Source organism: Nonomuraea sp. NPDC005501 (genome assembly GCF_040605905.1).
GTDB lineage: Bacteria > Actinomycetota > Actinomycetes > Streptosporangiales > Streptosporangiaceae > Nonomuraea.
In genome coordinates this window covers 1-18273 of the sequence record NZ_JBEXDT010000067.1, presented here as the reverse complement: position 1 = coordinate 18273, position 18273 = coordinate 1, and the positions used below count along the sequence as shown (strand labels likewise).

Annotated in this window: 16 protein-coding genes; 2 read left to right on the top strand and 14 right to left on the bottom strand. The window is 72.1% G+C overall.

The window, feature by feature from the left end; genetic code table 11:
- Nucleotides 1-92 precede the first annotated feature (92 nt).
- Nucleotides 93-980: a peptidylprolyl isomerase gene (locus ABZS51_RS28265; RefSeq protein WP_355447034.1), complete on the top strand. Its 888-nt coding sequence runs from the start codon at nt 93-95 to the stop codon at nt 978-980.
- Nucleotides 981-1040: 60 nt separating this feature from the next.
- On the top strand, nt 1041-2270 hold the full coding sequence (locus tag ABZS51_RS28260) for a DUF349 domain-containing protein (RefSeq protein ID WP_310712341.1): 1230 nt from the start codon (nt 1041-1043) through the stop codon (nt 2268-2270).
- 128 nt (nt 2271-2398) lie between these two features.
- On the opposite strand, the gene ABZS51_RS28255 is transcribed toward ABZS51_RS28260, so the two are convergent.
- From ABZS51_RS28255 to ABZS51_RS28190, 14 genes are all read right to left on the bottom strand, one after another.
- A complete protein-coding gene (locus ABZS51_RS28255; protein WP_310712342.1) occupies nt 2399-4594 on the bottom strand; it encodes a bifunctional (p)ppGpp synthetase/guanosine-3',5'-bis(diphosphate) 3'-pyrophosphohydrolase in 2196 nt (731 codons plus the stop codon).
- A gap of 172 nt (nt 4595-4766) precedes the next feature.
- Entirely contained in the window at nt 4767-5285 is a 519-nt protein-coding gene (locus tag ABZS51_RS28250) for an adenine phosphoribosyltransferase (RefSeq protein WP_310712343.1), read from the bottom strand.
- A gap of 168 nt (nt 5286-5453) precedes the next feature.
- A complete protein-coding gene (gene secF, locus ABZS51_RS28245; protein WP_355447030.1) occupies nt 5454-6461 on the bottom strand; it encodes a protein translocase subunit SecF in 1008 nt (335 codons plus the stop codon).
- 1 nt (nt 6462) lies between these two features.
- Nucleotides 6463-8280 (bottom strand): protein translocase subunit SecD, encoded by a 1818-nt coding sequence (gene secD / locus ABZS51_RS28240; protein ID WP_355447027.1) that lies wholly within the window; start codon nt 8278-8280, stop codon nt 6463-6465.
- 43 nt (nt 8281-8323) lie between these two features.
- A complete protein-coding gene (yajC, locus tag ABZS51_RS28235) occupies nt 8324-8734 on the bottom strand; it encodes a preprotein translocase subunit YajC (RefSeq protein ID WP_355447024.1) in 411 nt (136 codons plus the stop codon).
- A 212-nt stretch (nt 8735-8946) separates the two neighbouring features.
- Nucleotides 8947-9978, bottom strand: a complete 1032-nt coding sequence (ruvB, locus tag ABZS51_RS28230; RefSeq protein WP_355447021.1) for a Holliday junction branch migration DNA helicase RuvB — start codon at nt 9976-9978, stop codon at nt 8947-8949.
- A gap of 220 nt (nt 9979-10198) precedes the next feature.
- Nucleotides 10199-10819 (bottom strand): Holliday junction branch migration protein RuvA, encoded by a 621-nt coding sequence (gene ruvA, locus ABZS51_RS28225; protein WP_355447018.1) that lies wholly within the window; start codon nt 10817-10819, stop codon nt 10199-10201.
- Nucleotides 10816-11418 (bottom strand): crossover junction endodeoxyribonuclease RuvC, encoded by a 603-nt coding sequence (ruvC, locus tag ABZS51_RS28220; RefSeq protein ID WP_355447015.1) that lies wholly within the window; start codon nt 11416-11418, stop codon nt 10816-10818. Before ruvC ends, ruvA begins: the two co-directional genes overlap by 4 nt.
- Nucleotides 11419-11683: 265 nt before the next feature.
- On the bottom strand, nt 11684-12847 hold the full coding sequence (locus ABZS51_RS28215; RefSeq protein WP_355447012.1) for a GNAT family N-acetyltransferase: 1164 nt from the start codon (nt 12845-12847) through the stop codon (nt 11684-11686).
- 11 nt (nt 12848-12858) lie between these two features.
- Nucleotides 12859-14691 carry a hypothetical protein gene (locus tag ABZS51_RS28210; RefSeq protein ID WP_355447009.1) on the bottom strand — a complete coding sequence of 611 codons (1833 nt, stop codon included), beginning with the start codon at nt 14689-14691 and terminating at the stop codon, nt 12859-12861.
- Between the two features lie 235 nt (nt 14692-14926).
- Nucleotides 14927-15679, bottom strand: coding sequence for a YebC/PmpR family DNA-binding transcriptional regulator (locus tag ABZS51_RS28205; RefSeq protein WP_310712352.1), 753 nt, complete (start codon nt 15677-15679; stop codon nt 14927-14929).
- 3 nt (nt 15680-15682) lie between these two features.
- Nucleotides 15683-16348 (bottom strand): pyridoxal 5'-phosphate synthase glutaminase subunit PdxT, encoded by a 666-nt coding sequence (gene pdxT, locus ABZS51_RS28200; protein ID WP_310712353.1) that lies wholly within the window; start codon nt 16346-16348, stop codon nt 15683-15685.
- Nucleotides 16349-16417: 69 nt separating this feature from the next.
- Nucleotides 16418-17629 (bottom strand): MFS transporter, encoded by a 1212-nt coding sequence (locus ABZS51_RS28195; RefSeq protein ID WP_355447005.1) that lies wholly within the window; start codon nt 17627-17629, stop codon nt 16418-16420.
- 44 nt (nt 17630-17673) lie between these two features.
- Nucleotides 17674-18138, bottom strand: coding sequence for a MarR family transcriptional regulator (locus ABZS51_RS28190; RefSeq protein ID WP_355447002.1), 465 nt, complete (start codon nt 18136-18138; stop codon nt 17674-17676).
- Nucleotides 18139-18273 lie beyond the last annotated feature (135 nt).

Here is an 18273-nt window from a genome sequence, read left to right as displayed (position 1 = left end):
GGGTACCGGTGCGGGTCGCCGGGCTGCGAATCATCGCCCGTTGGCCGATACGATTCGCCCACCTCAGTTGATTGACTATGGGAGGCAAAGCGGTGGCCACGGGGAAGGACCGGCAGAAGCAGCTGGCACGCGAGCACCACGAGCGGCAGTTGCAGCGCCGCATCGAGCGCGAGCAGCGGGCCAAGCGCACCGCGATCATCGGCTCCACGGTGGGAGTCGTGGTCGTGGTAGGCGGCATCGTCGCCGCGGTCGCCCTGCTGGGCGGCGATCCGAACAACGAGGCCGCGGCGACGCCCACCGCCTCGGCGCAGGACACCTCCGCGCCTCAGGACACCGCCTCGGCGTCCCCGGCCGCGCAGCCCAAGCCGTACGACCCGGCGACCGGCACGTGCGGCTACGTGGCCGACACCGGCGGCGGCACGGTCAAGGACGTCGGCATGCCGCCGGCGAAGGTGTCGCCCAAGCCCGCCACGAAGACCATGACGCTGGTGACCAACCTGGGCGACATCAAGGTCGAGCTCGACAACGCCAAGGCGCCCTGCACGGTCAACTCGCTGGCGTTCCTGGCGAAGAAGAACTACTACGACGGCAGCAAGTGCCACCGGCTGGGCAGCGACAAGTTCCCGATGCTCCAGTGCGGCGACCCGACGGCCAAGGCCGACGGCAAACCCGGGCAGGACGGCTCCGGCGGCCCCGGCTACGTGATGGCCGAGGAGAATCTCAAGGGAGCCACGTACAAGCGCGGCGTGATGGCGATGGCCAAGACGCAGGCGCCGGGCAGCACGGGCAGCCAGTTCTTCCTGGTCTATGGCGATATCGGACTTACGCCCGATTACACGCCGGTGGGTACGATCACGAAGGGGCTCGACATCCTGGACAAGGTCAACAAGGCAGGCGTCATCGGTGACGCCGGGGACGGCACGGGAGCACCCAAGGAAACCGTCGAAATCAAAGACGTGACAATAGCTGGCAAGAGCTGACGTAATACAACAAGGGACGACATGTCCCGAAGGGTCTGATGGAAAGTGCGGGAGGACACGGTGAGCACCGACCCGTGGGGCCGGGTAGACGACGACGGCACCGTCTACGTGCGTACGGCTGAGGGAGAGCGCGCCGTCGGCTCCTGGCAGGCCGGTGAACCCGAGGAAGCGCTGGCATACTTCCATCGCAAGTACGACGAGCTGGCCGGCCAGGTCCAGCTGCTGGAGCAGCGGGTCAAGGGCACCGACCTGGCGCCCGCCCAGGCCGAGTCCAGCATCGTCAAGCTGCGCGAGGCCGTGGCCGAGGCGCACGCGGTCGGCGACCTTGGCGCGCTGACCGCCCGCCTCGACGGCCTGACCGAGCTCGTCGCACACCGCCGCGAGGAGGTCAAGGCCGCCCGCGAGAAGGCGCGCGGCGAGGCCAGGGCGGTCAAGGAGCGCATCGTCGCCGAGGCGGAGCGCATCGCCGAGGAGACGACGCACTGGAAGTCCGGCGGCGAGCGGCTGCGCCAGATCGTCGAGGAGTGGAAGGCCGCCGACCGCATCGACCGGGTCACCGAGGCGGCCCTGTGGAAGCGGCTGTCGGCCGCCCGCACCGCGTTCGCCAAGCGCCGCAAGCACTACTTCGCGGGCCTCGACGAGCAGCGTGAGGGCATCCGCGCCACCAAGGAGCGCATCGTCCAGGAGGCCGAGGCCATCGCCGGCTCGACCGACTGGGGCGGCACGGCCGCGGCCTACCGCGACCTGATGCAGCAGTGGAAGAACGCCGGCCGGGCCTCGCGCGAGGTGGAGGACGAGCTGTGGGCCCGCTTCAAGGGCGCCCAGGACGAGTTCTTCCAGGCGCGTTCGGCGGTGTTCGCCGAGCGTGACGCCTCACTGGCGGCCAACGCCGAGGTCAAGGAGCAACTGCTGGCCGAGGCGGAGAAGATCCTGCCGGTCACCGACGTGCGCGCCGCCCGCGCCGCGCTGCGGCACCTCGTGGAGCGGTGGGAGGCCGCCGGCCCGGTGCCGCGCGACCAGCGCGACCGCCTGGAGGGCGGCCTGCGCAAGGTGGACGACGCCGTCCGCAAGGCCGAGGAGGCCGAGTGGAAGCGGTCCAACCCCGAGGCGCGCGCCCGCGCCCAGAGCACGGTCGACCAGCTCCGCACCTCGATCGAGCAGCTGGAGAAGCGTCTGGCCAAGGCACAGGACGCGGGCCGGGCCAAGGACGTCAAGGAGGCCGAGGAGGCGCTGACCGCCCGCCGCTCGTGGCTGGAGGAGGCCGAGCGCACGCTGGCCGAGTTCAGCTGACCCGCTCCGCGGCCGGCTCGGTCTGACGGCTCGTCAGCGGGCCGCGGGCTTTCGCGGGCGACGGGGGTCGCCTGCGGGTCCGCGCCGCCGTGCCGTACGGCGGGCGTCCCCGTACGGCGGGCGGGATGTCAGCTTCCCGCGCCGCTGACCCGGTAGACGTCGAAGACGCCCTGGATGTTGCGCACGGCCTTGAGCACGTGGCCCAGGTGCTTCGGATCGCCCATCTCGAAGGTGAACTTGCTGACCGCGACCCGGTCGCGTGAGGTGGTGACCGACGCGCTGAGGATGTTGACGTGCTGGTCGGACAGCGTGCGCGTGACGTCCGACAGCAGGCGCGGCCGGTCGAGGGCCTCCACCTGGATCGCCACCAGGAACACCGAGTCGTCGCCCGGCGACCAGCTCACCTCGACCAGGCGGTCCGGCTGCTCCTTGAGCTGCTGCACGTTCGTGCAGTCGGCCCGGTGGACCGAGACGCCATGGCCGCGCGTGACGAAGCCGACGATCTCGTCCCCGGGCACCGGGGTGCAGCACTTGGACAGGCGCACCCACACGTCGGCGTCGCCCGCGACGACCACCCCGGCGCCGCCACCGCCCCGGGGACGGCCGCGCAGCCGCGTCGGCAGCGACGTCTCGGCGATGTCCTCCTCGGCGCTGTCCACCCCGCCGATGGAGCTCACGAGCTTCTGCACGACCGTCTGGGCGGCGACGTGGCCCTCGCCGACGGCCGCGTAGAGCGCGGACACGTCGGGGTAGCGCAGGTCGCGGGCGAGGGCCAGCAGCGACTCGCCGGACATCAGCCGCTGCAGCGGCAGGCCCTGCTTGCGCATGGCCCGGCCGATGGCCTCCTTGCCCGCCTCGATCGCGGTCTCGCGGCGCTCCTTGGAGAACCACTGCCGGATCTTGTTGCGGGCCCGGCCGGACTTGACGAACTTCAGCCAGTCGCGCGACGGCCCGGCGTCGGGCGACTTGGAGGTGAAGATCTCGACCGTGTCGCCGTTGCCGAGGCGCGACTCCAGCGGCACCAGCCGCCCGTTGACCCGCGCGCCGATGCAGCGGTGGCCGACCTCGGTGTGGACGGCATAGGCGAAGTCGACCGGCGTCGCCCCCTCGGGCAGGGCCACCACCTGACCGCGCGGGGTGAAGACGTACACCTCGGAGACCGACAGGTCGAAGCGCAGCGACTCCAGGAACTCGCCCGGGTCGGAGGTCTCCTTCTGCCAGTCGAGGAGCTGGCGCAGCCAGGCCATGTCGCTGCCCGGCTTGACCTTGCCCTGGGGCCCGGGAGCGGCGCCGACCTCCTCCTTGTACTTCCAGTGGGCGGCCACGCCGTACTCGGCCCGGTGGTGCATGGCGTGGGTGCGGATCTGCAGCTCCACCGGCTTGCCCTCGGGACCGATGACCGTGGTGTGCAGCGACTGGTACATGTTGAACTTCGGCATCGCGATGTAGTCCTTGAACCGGCCGGGCACCGGGTTCCATCGCGCGTGGATCGTTCCGAGGGCCGCATAGCAGTCGCGCACGCTGTCGACGAGGACCCGGATGCCGACCAGGTCGTAGATGTCGTCGAAGGCGACGTCGCGGGCGATCATCTTCTGGTAGACGGAGTAGTAGTGCTTCGGCCGGCCCTTCACCACCGCGCGGATCTTGGCGTCGCGCAGGTCGCCGGAGACCTTCTCGATGACCTCCTGCAGGAACAGGTCGCGCCGCGGGGCCCGCTCCGACACCATGCGCGCGATCTCGTCGTAGCGCTTGGGGTAGAGCATGGCGAAGGCGAGGTCCTCCAGCTCCCACTTGATCGTGTTCATGCCCAGGCGGTGGGCGAGCGGGGCGAAGATCTCCAGCGTCTCGCGGGACTTCTGGTGGCGCTTGTGCTCGGGCAGGTAGCGCATGGTGCGCATGTTGTGCAGCCGGTCGGCCAGCTTGATGACGAGCACGCGGATGTCGCGCGACATCGCGACGACCATCTTGCGCACGGTCTCGGCCTGGGCCGCGTCGCCGAACTTCACCTTGTCCAGCTTGGTGACGCCGTCGACGAGCGAGCCGATCGTGTCGCCGAAGTCGGCGCGCAGCTCCTCCAGGCCGTAGGAGGTGTCCTCGACGGTGTCGTGCAGCAGGGCCGCGCACAGCGTCTCGTCGTCGGTGCCCAGCTCGGCCAGGATCGTCGCGACGGCCAGCGGGTGCGTGATGTACGGGTCGCCGGACTTGCGCTTCTGGTCGCGGTGGTGGTGCGCGGCGACCTCGTAGGCGCGCTCGATCAGGCGCAGGTCGGCCTTGGGATGGGTGGCACGGACCGTGCGGAACAGCGGTTCCAGCACCGGGTTCATGGCCCCACCCCCAAACCGTCGCCGACGCGTCGCAGGGGCACCGGCGGGCTCGGCACTACCTGCATCGGTTACGTCGGGTACGACCGCGTCACGGGGCACTCAGACTCCTTTGGTTCGAGTCCAGGTCCCCCAGTGTATCCAGGCGCGAAACCTGGCCTCCCGCGGGTCCGGCTCAGACGATCACCAAGGAGCGCAGGTCGACTCCCTTGAGACGCTCGCGCCCCTGGAGAAAGGCCAGCTCCATGAGCATGGCCACGCCGACGACCTCCGCGCCGGCCCTGCGCACGAGCTCCACGGTCGCCTCGGCCGTGCCGCCGGTGGCGAGCACGTCGTCGACGATGAGCACCCGGTCGCCCTCGGTGAAAGCGTCGCGGTGCACCTCGATGGTCGCGGAGCCGTACTCCAGATCGTAGGACTCCTCGAGGGTTTCGGAGGGGAGTTTGCCCTTTTTCCGTACGGGCACGAATCCCGCTCCCGCGCGGTAGGCCACGGGCGCGGCCAGGATGAAGCCCCGCGCCTCGATGCCGACGATCTTGTCGACGGTGTGCAGCCCGGCCAGCTCGTCCACCACGGCGGCGAAGGCCACGTGGTCGGCCAGCAGGGGGCTGATGTCCTTGAACAGCACGCCGGGCTTCGGGTAGTCGGGCACGTCCCTGATCCGGTCGAGGATCAGCGTGCGCAGGTCGGTCATGTCGGGACTCCTTCGGGAGGGGCTCGTCCGGCGGCTGACGGGCTCCATGATGACGCATCGACGACGCGTCGATGACGGGGGTGCGGCCGGGGGTCTCGGGGCGCGGACGCGGGGCGGACGCGCGGCGGGGCGGGCCGGCGTGGTGCCGGCCCGCCCCGCGCGTCATGCTCAGCCCTTGGCGACGGCCGCGTTCTCGGAGCCCTTGGCTCCCTTGCCGCTCTTCTTGCCGCCTCCGCTCGCGGCGGCGACGCGCCGGGCGATGGCCTGGTACTTCGGCTCCCGCTCCTTCAGCGTCACCAGCAGCGGCGTGGCGACGCACAGCGAGGAGTAGGTGCCGACGATCATGCCGACGAACAGCGCCAGCGACAGGTCCTTCAGCGTGCCCGCGCCGAGCAGCGTGGTGCCGATGAACAGGATCGCCGCCACCGGCAGGATCGCGACCAGCGACGTGTTCAGCGACCGGATCAGCGTGTGGCTGAGCGCGTTGTTGGCCGCCATCGAGTACGTCTGCTTGGACGTGGTGCCCAGCTTGGCCGTGACTTCCTTGATCATGTCGAACACCACGACCGCGTCGTAGAGCGAGTAACCCAGGATGGTCAGGAAGCCCAGCAGCGTGGCCGGGGTGACCTCGAAGCCGGACCAGGCGTAGATGCCGGCCGTGATGATGAGGTCGTGGACGAGCGCGACGATGGCGGCCAGCGCCATCTTCGGCTCGAACGCCATCGACAGGTACAGGATGATCGCCAGCATGAAGACGCCCAGGCCGATCCAGGCCTTCTGGGAGACCTCGCCGCCCCAGGAGGCGCCGATCGACTGCACGTCGATCTCCTCCTTGACGCCGTACTTCTGCTTGATGACCTGCTGCAGCTTGGTCGTGGTGGCCTCGGACAGGTCCTCGCTGGTGATGCGGTAGCGCTCGTTGGTCGTCTGGACGATCGGCTGGTGGACGCCCTGCTCGAGGAAGGTGCCGCGGACGTCCTGGACCGTCGTGGCCACGGCCGGCTTGAACGAGATGACCGAGCCGCCCTTGAACTCCACGCCCAGGTTGAGCCCGTTGAACAGCAGGCCCGCGATGGAGATGATCAGCAGCAAGCCGGACAGGCTGTACCAGAGCTTCCAGCGGCCGACGAAGTCGATATCGATCTCGCCGCGGTAGAGGCGACGCCCCAGTCCCATGTCAGGCCTCCTGCGGGGTGTTCGGACGGCCGGCGGAGCCGGTGTGGTCGGCGCTCATGCGCTCGGAGTCGAGACCGGACAGCGGATGCCCCTTGGCGAAGAACTTCAGCCTCGCCAGCATCGCGATGAACGGCTTCGTGAACATGAACACGACCAGGATGTCGATGAGGGTGGTCAGGCCCATGGCGAACGCGAAGCCCGCCACGCCGCCCACGGCCAGCGCGTAGAGCACGACCGCGGCGATGAACATGACGGCGTCGGCGATCAGGATCGTGCGCCGGGCGCGGACCCAGGCCACCTCCACGGCGGCGCGCAGGGTCCGCCGGCCCTCCTTCATCTCGTCGCGGATGCGTTCGAAGTAGACGATGAAGGAGTCGGCGGTGATGCCGATCGAGACCACCAGGCCGATGATGTGCGGCAGCGAGAGCCGGAAGTTGGCGTTGTGGCCGAGCACCACCACCGCCGTGTAGGTGAGGATCGTGGCGACCACGAGGCTCAGCACGGCGACGATGCCGAGGCCGCGGTAGTACAGCAGGCTGTAGACGACGACGAGGGCCAGGCCGATGATGCCGGCGATCAGGCCGCCCTTGAGCTGGTCCTGGCCGAGGGTCGAGGACACCGTGTCGACCGAGCTGCGCTCGAACTTCAGCGGCAGCGCGCCGTACTTGAGCTGGTCGGCCAGGTCGGTGGCGCTCTTCTGGTCGAAGCCGCCGGTGATCTCGGCGCGGCCGCCGGGGATCGCGCTGATGATGTTCGGGGCGGTGATGACGACGCCGTCGAGGACGACCGCGACCTTGTTACGGGGCTCGGGCGCGCTGACGGCCTGGCCGGTGAGCGTGGCCCACGCGCTGGCGCCCTTGGACTTGAAGTCGAGCTGGACGAGCCACTCGGTGGTGCCCTGGCGCACGCCCGAGCTGGCGCTGTCGATGTCGGTGCCGACGACCTTGGCCTTGTCGAGGACGTACTTGTAGCTGCCGTCACTCTCGCAGGCCGCGTACTGCTTGTTGGGGTCGTCCTGGACGCCCTGGCCGCGCTTCTTGGGGTCGCTGCAGTTGAGGGCCTGGAACTGCTTCAGCACCGCCGGGTCGATGCCCGTGGTGTCGACGCCGGAGTCGGCCGGCTGCTGCGTGGTGCCCGGCGTCGGAGCGGCGGTCGGGGTGGCCTTCGCGTTCTGGCCCTTCTTCTGCTGCTGCTCCGTCTGCGCGCCCCGGGTGCTCTCCGGCTTGGCGGAGGCGCCCGTGGGGGCGGGCGTCGGCGCGCTCAGCGCCGAGGACAGCGCCTTGCCCGTCGGGGACACCGACGGGCCGGGCGTGCCTGCCGATCGGGTGGAGGTCGTCTGCGGCTTGGCCGACGGCGACGCCGTACCGGCCGGCGAGGCCGAGCCGGAGGGGGTGGCGCCCGGGGAGGGTGCCTGGGTGGGGAGCTCCTGCGGGAGCTGCGTGGCCTCCATGGCGAGCACCTGGCGGAACCGCAGCTCCGCGGTGGTCGCGACCAGCTTGATGGCCTCGCTCTGCCCGACGCCCGGGATGGAGATGACGATGTTGTCGCCGGACTTGGCGACCTCCGCGTCGGAGATGCCCCTGCCGTTGACCCGCTCGCGGATGATGTTGACCGCGCGGTCGAGGATCTCCTCAGGCGGAGCCGCACCGCTCTGTGTCACGGGTGACAGGGTCACCGTGGTGCCGCCGGCGAGGTCGAGTCCGAGCTTCGGCGTGAACGCCTTCTGCAGGAACATCGTCCCGCCCAGGGCGAGGATGAGCGCCAGGAGCAGCAGGAGCGTCCGCCCCGGCTTGCTGTGGCTGCTGGTCGGTCGGGCCACTGGTCGTCAGTTCTTTCGGATAGAAGTTGTCGCAGAAGCCTAGTCAGGACTTCGTGGTGTCCTGGCCGTCGTTGCGCTCGGGGGTGCTGCCGGTGGTGCCGGTGGTGCCGTCCTTGTCCGTTCCGGCGGTGTCGGGCACGTCGTCCGTCAGGGGCTCGTCGGCCACGGGGTCGTCGGCCGTGGGCTCGCCGGGGGTGACGACACGTCCGATCGCGGCCTTCACCCACCGCGTCTCGATGCCAGGGGCCACCTCAAGGACCACATCGTCATTCTCCACCGTCACCACGGTGCCGAACAGGCCCGTCGTGGTCATCACCCGCGCCCCGGGGGTCAGGCTGTTCTGCATCTGAGCCGCTTCCTGCTGACGCTTGCGCTGCGGACGAATCAGCAGGAAGTAGAACACCACCACCAGCAGAATCAGCGGCAGGATACTCGTGAGTTGACCCGTGTTCATAAGGGGCGACCTTCCATTGTCGTACAAGAAGTTGACACCGGCGTCGCGCCGGAAATTCCGGGCGGTGCCTCGGGGCCGCGCCGCTCAGCCCGTCAGCCTACACAGCCAGCCAAGCCACGGAGTGTAGGCCGTTGTTGCGAAACGCGGCAACGAGGCAGCGTTTCGCCGCGCGGGGAAGTTCCCAATTCGAAACGGTTGCAACCGTTCTGTAATCAGTCGAAAAGCGTGGCTCCGAAGGCGTCGGGGGGTGGCGTCAAACCCAGGTGCTGCCAGGCCGCGGCGGTCGCGACCCGGCCGCGCGGGGTCCTGGCCAGCAGGCCCTGCCGTACGAGGAACGGCTCGGCGACCACTTCGACGGTCTCGGGCTCCTCCCCCACGGCGACGGCCAGGGTGGACAGGCCCACCGGACCGCCGCCGAACTTGCGCAGCAGCACCCCGAGCACCGCCCGGTCGAGCCGGTCGAGCCCCTCGGCGTCCACCTCGTACAGGTCGAGGGCGGCGGAGGCGACGTCGCGGTCGATGACGCCGCCGGCGCGCACGTCGGCGAAGTCGCGCACCCGGCGCAGCAGCCGGTTGGCGATGCGGGGCGTGCCGCGCGAGCGGCGGGCGATCTCGTAGGCGCCCTCGGGGGGCAGGGCCACGCCGAGCAGCCGGGACGACCGGTGGAGCACCTGCTCCAGCTCGTCGACCTCGTAGAAGTCCATGTGGGCGGTGAAGCCGAAGCGGTCGCGCAGCGGGGCGGGCAGCAGCCCGGCCCGGGTCGTCGCGCCGACGAGGGTGAACGGCGCGATCTCCAGCGGGATCGCGGTCGCGCCGGGCCCCTTCCCGACGACGATGTCGACCCGGAAGTCCTCCATCGCGAGGTAGAGCATCTCCTCGGCGGGCCGGGCCATCCGGTGGATCTCGTCGATGAACAGCACCTCGCCCTCGGCCAGCGTCGACAGGATGGCCGCGAGGTCACCGGCCCGCTCCAGGGCGGGTCCCGAGGTGATGCGGAGCGGGGCGCTCAGCTCGGCCGCGATGATCATAGCCAGTGTGGTCTTGCCGAGTCCGGGAGATCCGCTCATCAGCACGTGGTCGGGCGGCCGGTTGCGGCGCAGGGCGCTCTCCAGCACCAGCGAGAGCTGCTCGCGGACGCGGCCCTGGCCGATGAACTCGCTGAGCTTCTTGGGGCGCAGCGCCGCCTCGATCTGCAGCTCGTCGCCCTCGGCGTCGGGCGACACGAGGTCCCGATCCAGGCTCACTTCCCCGTCCCCCTCACGGTCCGCGTCACGCTCGGCCCCGCGCTCGGGCTCGCGCTCGGCCTCGCGCGCTCTGCCCCGCCGCGTCCGGTGCGGGGGCCCTGCGAGAGTACGGCACCCGCGCCCTTCACGCCCCTCCGGAAGCGGCGTCCCGGGGGCGGCGGGGCCGGGGACGACGCTGTCGGGCGCGGTGCCGTCAGGGACAGGATCGGAGGCGGTGGGGTCATCGGACGCTCAGGGCGCGGAGGGCGGACTTGAGGAGCGCGGCGACCTGCGGCTCGCGGCCCTCGGCGGCGTCGGCTTCGGCCTGCGGCTCGACGGCGAGGATCGCCTCGTCGGCGTCCTTGGCGGAGTAGCCGAGGCCCACCAGCCCGGAGTGGACCTGCTCGCGCCACAGCGGGGCGGGGCGGTCGCCGTTGAGCGCGGCGTCGACGGCGGCGTCGGGCGTCCCGAGGCGGTCCTTGAGCTCCAGCACGATGCGCTGGGCGCCCTTCTGGCCGATGCCGGGCACCTTGGTGAGGGCCTTGAGGTCGGCGGCGGCGACGGCGACGCGCAGCGCGCCGGGCGTGTGGACGGCGAGCATGGCCAGGGCCAGCTTGGGTCCGACGCCGCTGGCCGTCTGGAGCAGCTCGAACACGGCCCGCTCGTCGTCGGTGGCGAACCCGTACAGGGTGAGGGACTCCTCGCGCACCACCAGCGACGTGGACAGCCGCGCCTCCTCCCCGACCTTGAGCCGGGCCAGCGTGCCGGGCGTGCAGTGAGTGAGGATGCCGACGCCGCCGACCTCGATGACCGCGCCGTCGGGCGCGATGGCGGCGACCCGGCCGGCCACTGAGGCGATCACGGCGCCACGTCCTTCTCACGGCCGGCGCCGGTACGGCCTGCCACGCCGGCACGGCCTGTCGTCGCGGTACGGCCTGTCGTCGCGGTACGGCCGGCGGTGGCCAGGGCCTGGGCCAGGCGGTGCTGGGCGCCGCCGCGCCACACGTGGCAGATGGCCAGGGCGAGCGCGTCGGCGGCGTCGGCGGGCCTCGGCATCTCCTTGAGCCGCAGCAGCCGGGTCACCATGGCGCCGATCTGCTTCTTGTCGGCCGTGCCGCTGCCGGTGATGGCGGCCTTGACCTCGGACGGCGTGTGCAGGGCGACCGGCAGGCCGCGCCGGGCGGCGCAGAGGACGGCGATGCCGGCGGCCTGGGCGGTGCCCATGACGGTGCGGACGTTGTTCTGGCTGAAGACCCGCTCGACCGCGACGGCGTCGGGCCGCACCTCGTCGAGCCACTGCTCGATGCCGGCCTCGATGCCGACCAGGCGCGCGCCCAGCTCCTCGTCGGCTCCGGTGCGCACCACCCCGACGGCCACCAGGGACAGCGGCGCGCCCGGACGACCCTCGACCGCTCCCACGCCGCACCGGGTCAGTCCCGGGTCGACGCCCATCACTCGCACCGTCGCGCCTCCCGCTCGTTCTCGCCCGCCGGCCTGCCCGCACCACGTCCGCCAGTCACGGCGCTCGTCACGTCCGCCTGTCACAGCGCCCGCTCGCGCCCGCCGAACACCTGTTCGGCACGAGACTCTACCCCGGCTGACGTGCCCGCGCACCGGGAAACGCCCGCGCGCCGATGGCGGGCGGCCGCGCGGCGGGGCGACGACCGGACGCCCGTCCACGCGGACGGGCGTCCGGTCGCACGAGGGGTCGCGCCGGCGGGGTCCGTCAGAAGTAGTCCAGCATGTACGGCTGGGCGGCGAAGGCGGTGTCCAGGGCCTCGTCGTGCGAGTCGTCCCCGGACAGGAGGCCGCTGCGGCGCAGCGTCGCCGTGGGGATCCCGGCGTAGAGCGCGGACAGGCCGTTGATGCGGAGAGCGGGCCCGGCGCCGGCGCCCGCGTCGGCGGACAGGGCCTTGGCCTCGCCCCGGCCGCCGGAGACCGTGAGCCGCCAGCGTCCGGTGTTGCCGGGGCGTACCGGGTCCTCGACCTCGACCGTCGTGTCCAGCGTCGCCCCGGCCGGGAAGCCCCTTCGCTCCACCGCGGCCGCCACGTCGATCACCCGGAACATCCACCGCACCATCGTGACCTCCTCGACCGACCGCTCGCGCAGCAGCCAGCGGACGGGGTCGTCGGGCGCCAGCACGGCCGTGACGGTCTTGGCGACCGAGGAGGCGGAGCCGACCAGCGACCACAGGGCGCGGGCGGTCTCCTGGGAGCCGGCGACGAGGTTGTCGACGCGCATGCGGTCGCCGTCCCAGCGGTACACGGCATAGCCGTCGGGGGCCAGGTAGAGGAAGTCGTCCTCGCGGGCCAGCCGGCGGGCCCAGGTGCGCTCGTCCCAGGAGATCGGGCCGGAGGCTCGGGCCTGGCCGTGCAGGCGGTGCAGCAGGGCGACGACCTCGGCCGCGTCGCCGGCGTCCATGCGCCGCACCGGTACGTCGCCCGCCGGCCTGATCGCGCGCAGCGCCTCGGTGGGGATGGTGACCAGATGCTGGGCGCCCGCGTGCTCGTAGCCCGTCGCCCGGTAGAGGGGGGTGGTGGCCGGGTAGAGCGCGGAGACGGCGTCGCCCAGCTCGGTGGCCCTGCCCACGGCGGCCCGCATGACCGCGGTGCCGACGCCCCTGCCCCGGTACTCGGGGTTGACCGTGACGCCCGCGACGCCCGCGAGGGGCTGCGGCCTGCCGTGCCACCACTGGGTGAAGCCCCGCACCCGGGCCGAGCCGGCCAGCCTGCCGCCGTCGAACACGCCCAGGTAGCGGCCTTCGTTCAGGTCGGGGACGGCGAGGGCTCGCCAGCTCTCCACCTCGGCGGGCGGGACCGGTCCGAACGAGCGCCTGCGCACGTCGAGCAGGGCATCCTGGTCATCGGGGGTGAGGTCGCGAATCTCCACGAGGCAACACCCTACGCAGCGGGCGCGGGGTTTCCCGAACCGGCCCGTGGCGTCCCCGCGCCGATGGCCAGGCGGTGCAGGTACAGCACCTGGGCGGCGCCCGCGGCGAGCAGCGCGACCAGCATGACGGGCAGCGGCGTGGACAGGCCGGCGTCGGCCGCGGCGCCGTACTCGCTGATGCGGAGGAACTGGGCGGCGGGAGCGGTGGCCAGGCCGGGGTCGTGGGCGACGAGGAGCGGCCAGAGGAGGTCCTGGCCGTTGAGGAGGGTGACGACGCCGACGAGGACGGCGGCCATGGGCAGCGACGGCCTCACCACGCCGCCGGCGAAGTCGCCGCCGGAGCGCTCGGCCAGCCCCTTGCACAGCAGCGTGAGCACGAACAGGCACGGGACGCTGACCAGCACCGGCGGTACGAGCGAGACGAAGGTGTCGATCAGGCCCAGGTTGCGGATGTCGTTCCAGCCGGCCACGCTGAGCGGCCCGACGCCGACGAACAGCCAGGGCGCGAACAGGAGCAGCAGCCACTCGCTCCGCCGGCCGAGGGGCCGCAGCCCGCCGATGCCCAGAGCGCCCAGGTAGGCGACGCCCACGGAGACCACGGCGCCGACGAGAGCGGGAACCCACGTGTTGACCTGGGTGGCGATGCCGCCGTCCCGCCCGCCGGAGGGGCCGGTGAGGGCCGTGAGCCAGGGCCAGGTGAGGGCGAGGGTGACGGCGGCGTAGACGACGACGGCGGCGATGCCGGCGGCCCTCCCCGCGGCGGAGACGCTCCGCCCGCCGCTCTCCGGCCGCTCGCCGCCTGGCGCCCGCTCGGAGGGATCGCCGTGCGCGCCGTACGGGAACGCGCCGGCGGCGGACGCGGGGCCGTGCCCGGCCGTGCCAGGTCCGGGGCCGGCGGCGGGACCGGAGGAGACGTGGGCGCCGGACGGGGCGGAAGCGCCGGAGGCCCCGGCCGGTACGGCGAAGGCGCCGGAGCCCGCCGGGGCGTCCTCCGGCTCGTACGGCAGGGCGGAGCCCTTCGGAGTGACCCACAGGCGGACGCCGACCGCCACCACGATGATCGCCGCCGCGAGGCCGAGCACGCCCAGGATGACCCCCGTCAGCGTGGCGACGGCCGCGCCCATGCCGGGCCTGGCCTGGACGAACGCCTCGGTGTACTGGACGCCGGCGAGGGTCTGCGTGGGGCGGGAGCCCCGCGTCATGACCGTCGTGAGGGTGAACGTCTGGAGGGCCGCCGCGACCGTGGCGAGCGCGACGACGGCGCCCACCGCGAGCATGCTCCGGGTCACGGCGCCGCCGCGCAGCGCCGGCAGGAACGCCATCACGGCCAGCGCGCACACCGCGCCGAACGTGGCGGCGCCCAGGATCAGCCGCAGCCCGCCGGGGGCCGTGGCGGGGTCGCGAAGCGTGGTGGCGAGCGAGACCAGCCCGGAGGCGCCCGGGGTGAGGCCGTGCATCCACGCGACGGCGACGGCGGCCGGGGAGAACGCCACGGGGGCGAGTGACAGCACGACCAGTCCGGCGCGCCGCGGCCCGGTGCCGGCCCGGTCGAGCGCCAGCGCGAGCAGCGGCCCGGCGATCAGCGCGACCAGCAGGGGCACGAGCACCAGCGACAGGCTGAACCCCAGGGCGCCCCAGAACGCGCCACCCGAGCCGAGAAGGCGCGTGTAGTTGTCCAGGCCCACGAAAGTGAGAGGGGTGAGCGTGCCGCCGGACTCCAGGCTGAGCCGGATCGTCTGGACGGTGGGCAGCAGCAGCGTGATCAGCATCCCGAGCCCGGCGGGCATGAGGAGCACCCAGCCGAGCGGGGAGGACGGGGGTCGGGGAAGGCTGTCGGAGGTCACGTCCCCCGACCCTACGCCGATCTCGGAGCGCCCTGCACGCCGTGGACGCCGTGGACGCGACGCCCGGCGCGCGCTACCCGCCCGGAACGGCGTGGAGGGCGCCTGGGAGGGCCGGAAAGCGGTCCGGGGCGCCCCGGAAGGCGCTCCCCTGCTTCCGGGGAGCAAGGCACCCCGTGGCGTCCCGGAGAGCCGCCCGTATGAAGGGCGGCTCCGGGGCAGGAGGGAAGCGGGAGGCTCAGGCCTCCAGCTTCTCCATGATGTCGTCGGAGACGTCGAAGTTGGCGAAGACGTTCTGCACGTCGTCGCTGTCCTCCAGCGCGTCGATGAGGCGGAACACCTTGCGGGCGCCGTCCTCGTCGAGCGGCACCGTCATGGTCGGCATGAAGCCCGACTCGGCCGAGTCGTAGTCGATGCCCGCCTCCTGCAGCGCCTTGCGCACGGGGACGAGGTCGCCGGCCTCGGAGACGACCTCGAAGGAGTCGCCCAGGTCGTTGACCTCCTCGGCGCCGGCTTCGAGCACGGCCATGAGGACGGTGTCCTCGTCGAGGCCGTTCTTGGGCACGATCACGACGCCCTTGCGGTTGAACATGTACGACACCGAGCCCGGGTCGGCCAGGGAGCCGCCGTTGCGGGTCAGCGCGACGCGCACCTCGGAGGCGGCGCGGTTGCGGTTGTCGGTGAGGCACTCGATGAGCACCGCGACGCCGCCGGGCGCGTAGCCCTCGTACATGATGGTCTGCCAGTCGGCGCCGCCGGCCTCCAGGCCGCCGCCCCGCTTGCGGGCCCGCTCGATGTTGTCGTTGGGCACGGAGTTCTTCTTCGCCTTGAAGATGGCGTCGAAGAGGGTGGGGTTGGCGTCGGGGTCAGGGCCACCGGTCCGGGCCGCCACCTCGATGTTCTTGATGAGCTTCGCGAACAGCTTGCCGCGCTTGGCGTCGAGCGCGGCCTTCTTGTGCTTCGTCGTCGCCCATTTGGAGTGGCCGGACATTACCTAGAGCTCCCTCACCATGTCTACGAAGTATCGGTGCACCCGCGTGTCCCCCGTGAGCTCCGGGTGGAACGAGGTCGCGAGCAACGGCCCTTGACGGACCGCGACGATCCTATCCCCAGGCTCGGCCATGCCCAGCACCTTGACGTCCGGTCCGATGGATTCGACCCAGGGAGCGCGGATGAACACCGCGTGCACGGGCTCGCCCGCGAAGTCGAGGTCGGCCTCGAAGGAGTCGATCTGGCGGCCGAAGGCGTTGCGCCGGACGACCATGTCGATGCCGCCGATCGTCTGCTGGCCGGACACGCCGTCCTCGATGCGGTCGGCGAGCATGATCATGCCGGCGCAGGAGCCGTAGGCCGGCATGCCGGCCTTGACCCGACCGCGCAGGGGTTCGAGCAGCTCGAACGTGTCGGCGAGCTTCCACATCGTGGTGGACTCCCCGCCGGGGATGACGAGCCCGTCGACGGCCGCCAGCTCGGCCGGCCTGCGCACGGCGACGGCCGTCGCGCCGGCCTCGGTGAGCATCCGCAGGTGCTCGCGCACGTCGCCCTGCAGGGCGAGCACCCCGATGGTGGGCGGGCGGCTCGCGGGCGCTCCGGCGGGCTCGCTGGCGGGCACGGTGGCGGGCACGGTCGTCCTTCCGTCGGGGTGCGGGGTCCGGTTCATTCAACACCACCGCGGGGCGGTGTCTTCCGCCGGGGACCGGGCGGGCGCCGGGTCCCCGGGACGCAGGGTTCAGGCGGGCGCCACGTCGTGGACGGTGTGGTCGAGGTCCACGCGCGCCAGGGACCGCAGGTGGTGGCGGCGGGTGTACAGGACGGTCATGCCGGCCGCGCAGCAGACGGCGCCGAGGACGTACGGCACGGCGACGCCGATCTCCTCGCCCAGCTTGGTGGCGATGAACGGGGCGAGCGCGCCGCCCATCCAGCGGACGAAGTTGTAGCCGGCGGAGGCGACGGGCCGGGGCGCGTCGGAGACCTCCATGGCCGACTCCGTGAAGACGGTGTTGTTGAGGCCGATCGGGATGCCGGACAGGATCGTGCAGACGATGATCCCGGTGCGGGCGCCGGCGCCGGCCGACACGGCGATGCCGATCTGGAGCACGGCGAGCAGGGCGAGCGCGAGGTGCAGCACGTTCACGGAGCCGATGCGGCGCTGGAGCGGTGGCGCGCCGAAGACCGAGGCCAGCGCCACGCAGACGCCCCAGCCGAAGAAGACGGCGCCGATGCCGTACGGCGACATGCCGAGGATGAACGGCGTGAAGGCGAGCACGGTGAAGAACGCGAAGTTGTAGAACAGCGCGGTGAAGGCGGTGGTGGACAGGCCGCCGTGGGCGAGGGCGCGGATGGGGGCGCTCAGCCGGGTCCTGACGGCCGGCCGGGAGGTGGTCTTGAGCAGCGTGACGATGAGCACGAAGCCGGCGGCCATGAGGGTGGCGGTGCCGAAGAACGGCGCGCGCCAGTTCCAGTCGCCGAGCAGCGCTCCCACCAGGGGGCCGGCGGAGATGCCGAGGCCGAGCGCGGCCTCGTACAGGATGATGGCCGACTCGGCGCCGCCGCTGGCCGCGCCGACGATGACGGCGAGGGCGGTGGCCACGAACAGCGCGTTGCCGAGTCCCCAGCCGGCGCGGAAGCCGACGAGCTCGGCGACGCTCGTGGAGGTGCCGGCGAGCGCGGCGAAGACGATGACCAGGGCCAGGCCCACGAGCAGGGTGCGCTTGCCGCCGATGCGGCTGGACACCCAGCCGGTGACGAGCATGGCCACGGCGGTCACCAGGAAGTAGCTGGTGAACAGCAGGGACACCTCGCTGGGTGTGGCCTTCAGCCCTTGGGCGATGGACGGGAGGATCGGGTCGACGAGGCCGATGCCCATGAAGGCCACGACCGCGGCGAACGCGGTGGCCCAGACGGACATCGGCTGACGCAGGATTCCGCCACCGGATGACATGGTGCTCCTTCTCCGGGTCGTACGGGTGTTTCTGGATGTGTTGGTCAGAGGCGGCCGAACTTGGCCAATACCGGCAGGGCGGCGGCGAGGGTCTCGCGCTCCTGCTCGCTGAGCGCCGCGAGGTCCCGGCCGAGGCGGGTGATCCGCGCCTCCCGTACGGCGAGCAGCCGGGTGCGGCCCTCTCCGGTGAGCTCGACCGTCCTGACGCGGGCGTCGGCGGGGTCGGCTCCGCGGGCGACCAGCCCCGCGTCCTCCAGCCGGTTGATCTGCACGGTCATGGTGGGCAGCTGGACGGCGTGCTCCTCGGCCAGCTCGGTCATCCGCCGCGGCCCGTGTTCGAGGGAGCCGAGGATGGCGTACTGCTGGGTGGTGACGGGCTGGCCCGCGGTGGTCCGCCTCAGGAGGAGGACCAGGTGGCGCAGGACCGCCGACACCTGCTCGGCGAGCACGTCCGGATCGCTGGACTCTTTGCTGTCGCCGGAGTCCGTGTCGCTGGGGTGGGCGCTCATACTTAGCCCAACTAACTTAGCTGAGCTAATATTCCGGGCCGTCCCCGAAACGCGAGGAGCGGGGGCCCCCGGCGGCGGGGGCGCCACCCCGGGGGGCCCGGGGCCGGGGGGGGGGGGGGGCAAGCGGGGCCGAGA

Bases quoted from the DNA above. Each gene is read 5' to 3' on its own strand.
- ABZS51_RS28255 (WP_310712342.1), bottom strand. From the start codon at position 4,594: ATGAACCCGGTGCTGGAACCGCTGTTCCGCACGGTCCGTGCCACCCAT.
- ABZS51_RS28250 (WP_310712343.1), bottom strand. From the start codon at position 5,285: ATGACCGACCTGCGCACGCTGATCCTCGACCGGATCAGGGACGTGCCC.
- secF (WP_355447030.1), bottom strand. From the start codon at position 6,461: ATGGGACTGGGGCGTCGCCTCTACCGCGGCGAGATCGATATCGACTTC.
- yajC (WP_355447024.1), bottom strand. From the start codon at position 8,734: ATGAACACGGGTCAACTCACGAGTATCCTGCCGCTGATTCTGCTGGTG.
- ABZS51_RS28205 (WP_310712352.1), bottom strand. From the start codon at position 15,679: ATGTCCGGCCACTCCAAATGGGCGACGACGAAGCACAAGAAGGCCGCG.
- pdxT (WP_310712353.1), bottom strand. From the start codon at position 16,348: ATGAACCGGACCCCGCACCCCGACGGAAGGACGACCGTGCCCGCCACC.
- ABZS51_RS28195 (WP_355447005.1), bottom strand. From the start codon at position 17,629: ATGTCATCCGGTGGCGGAATCCTGCGTCAGCCGATGTCCGTCTGGGCC.
- ABZS51_RS28190 (WP_355447002.1), bottom strand. From the start codon at position 18,138: ATGAGCGCCCACCCCAGCGACACGGACTCCGGCGACAGCAAAGAGTCC.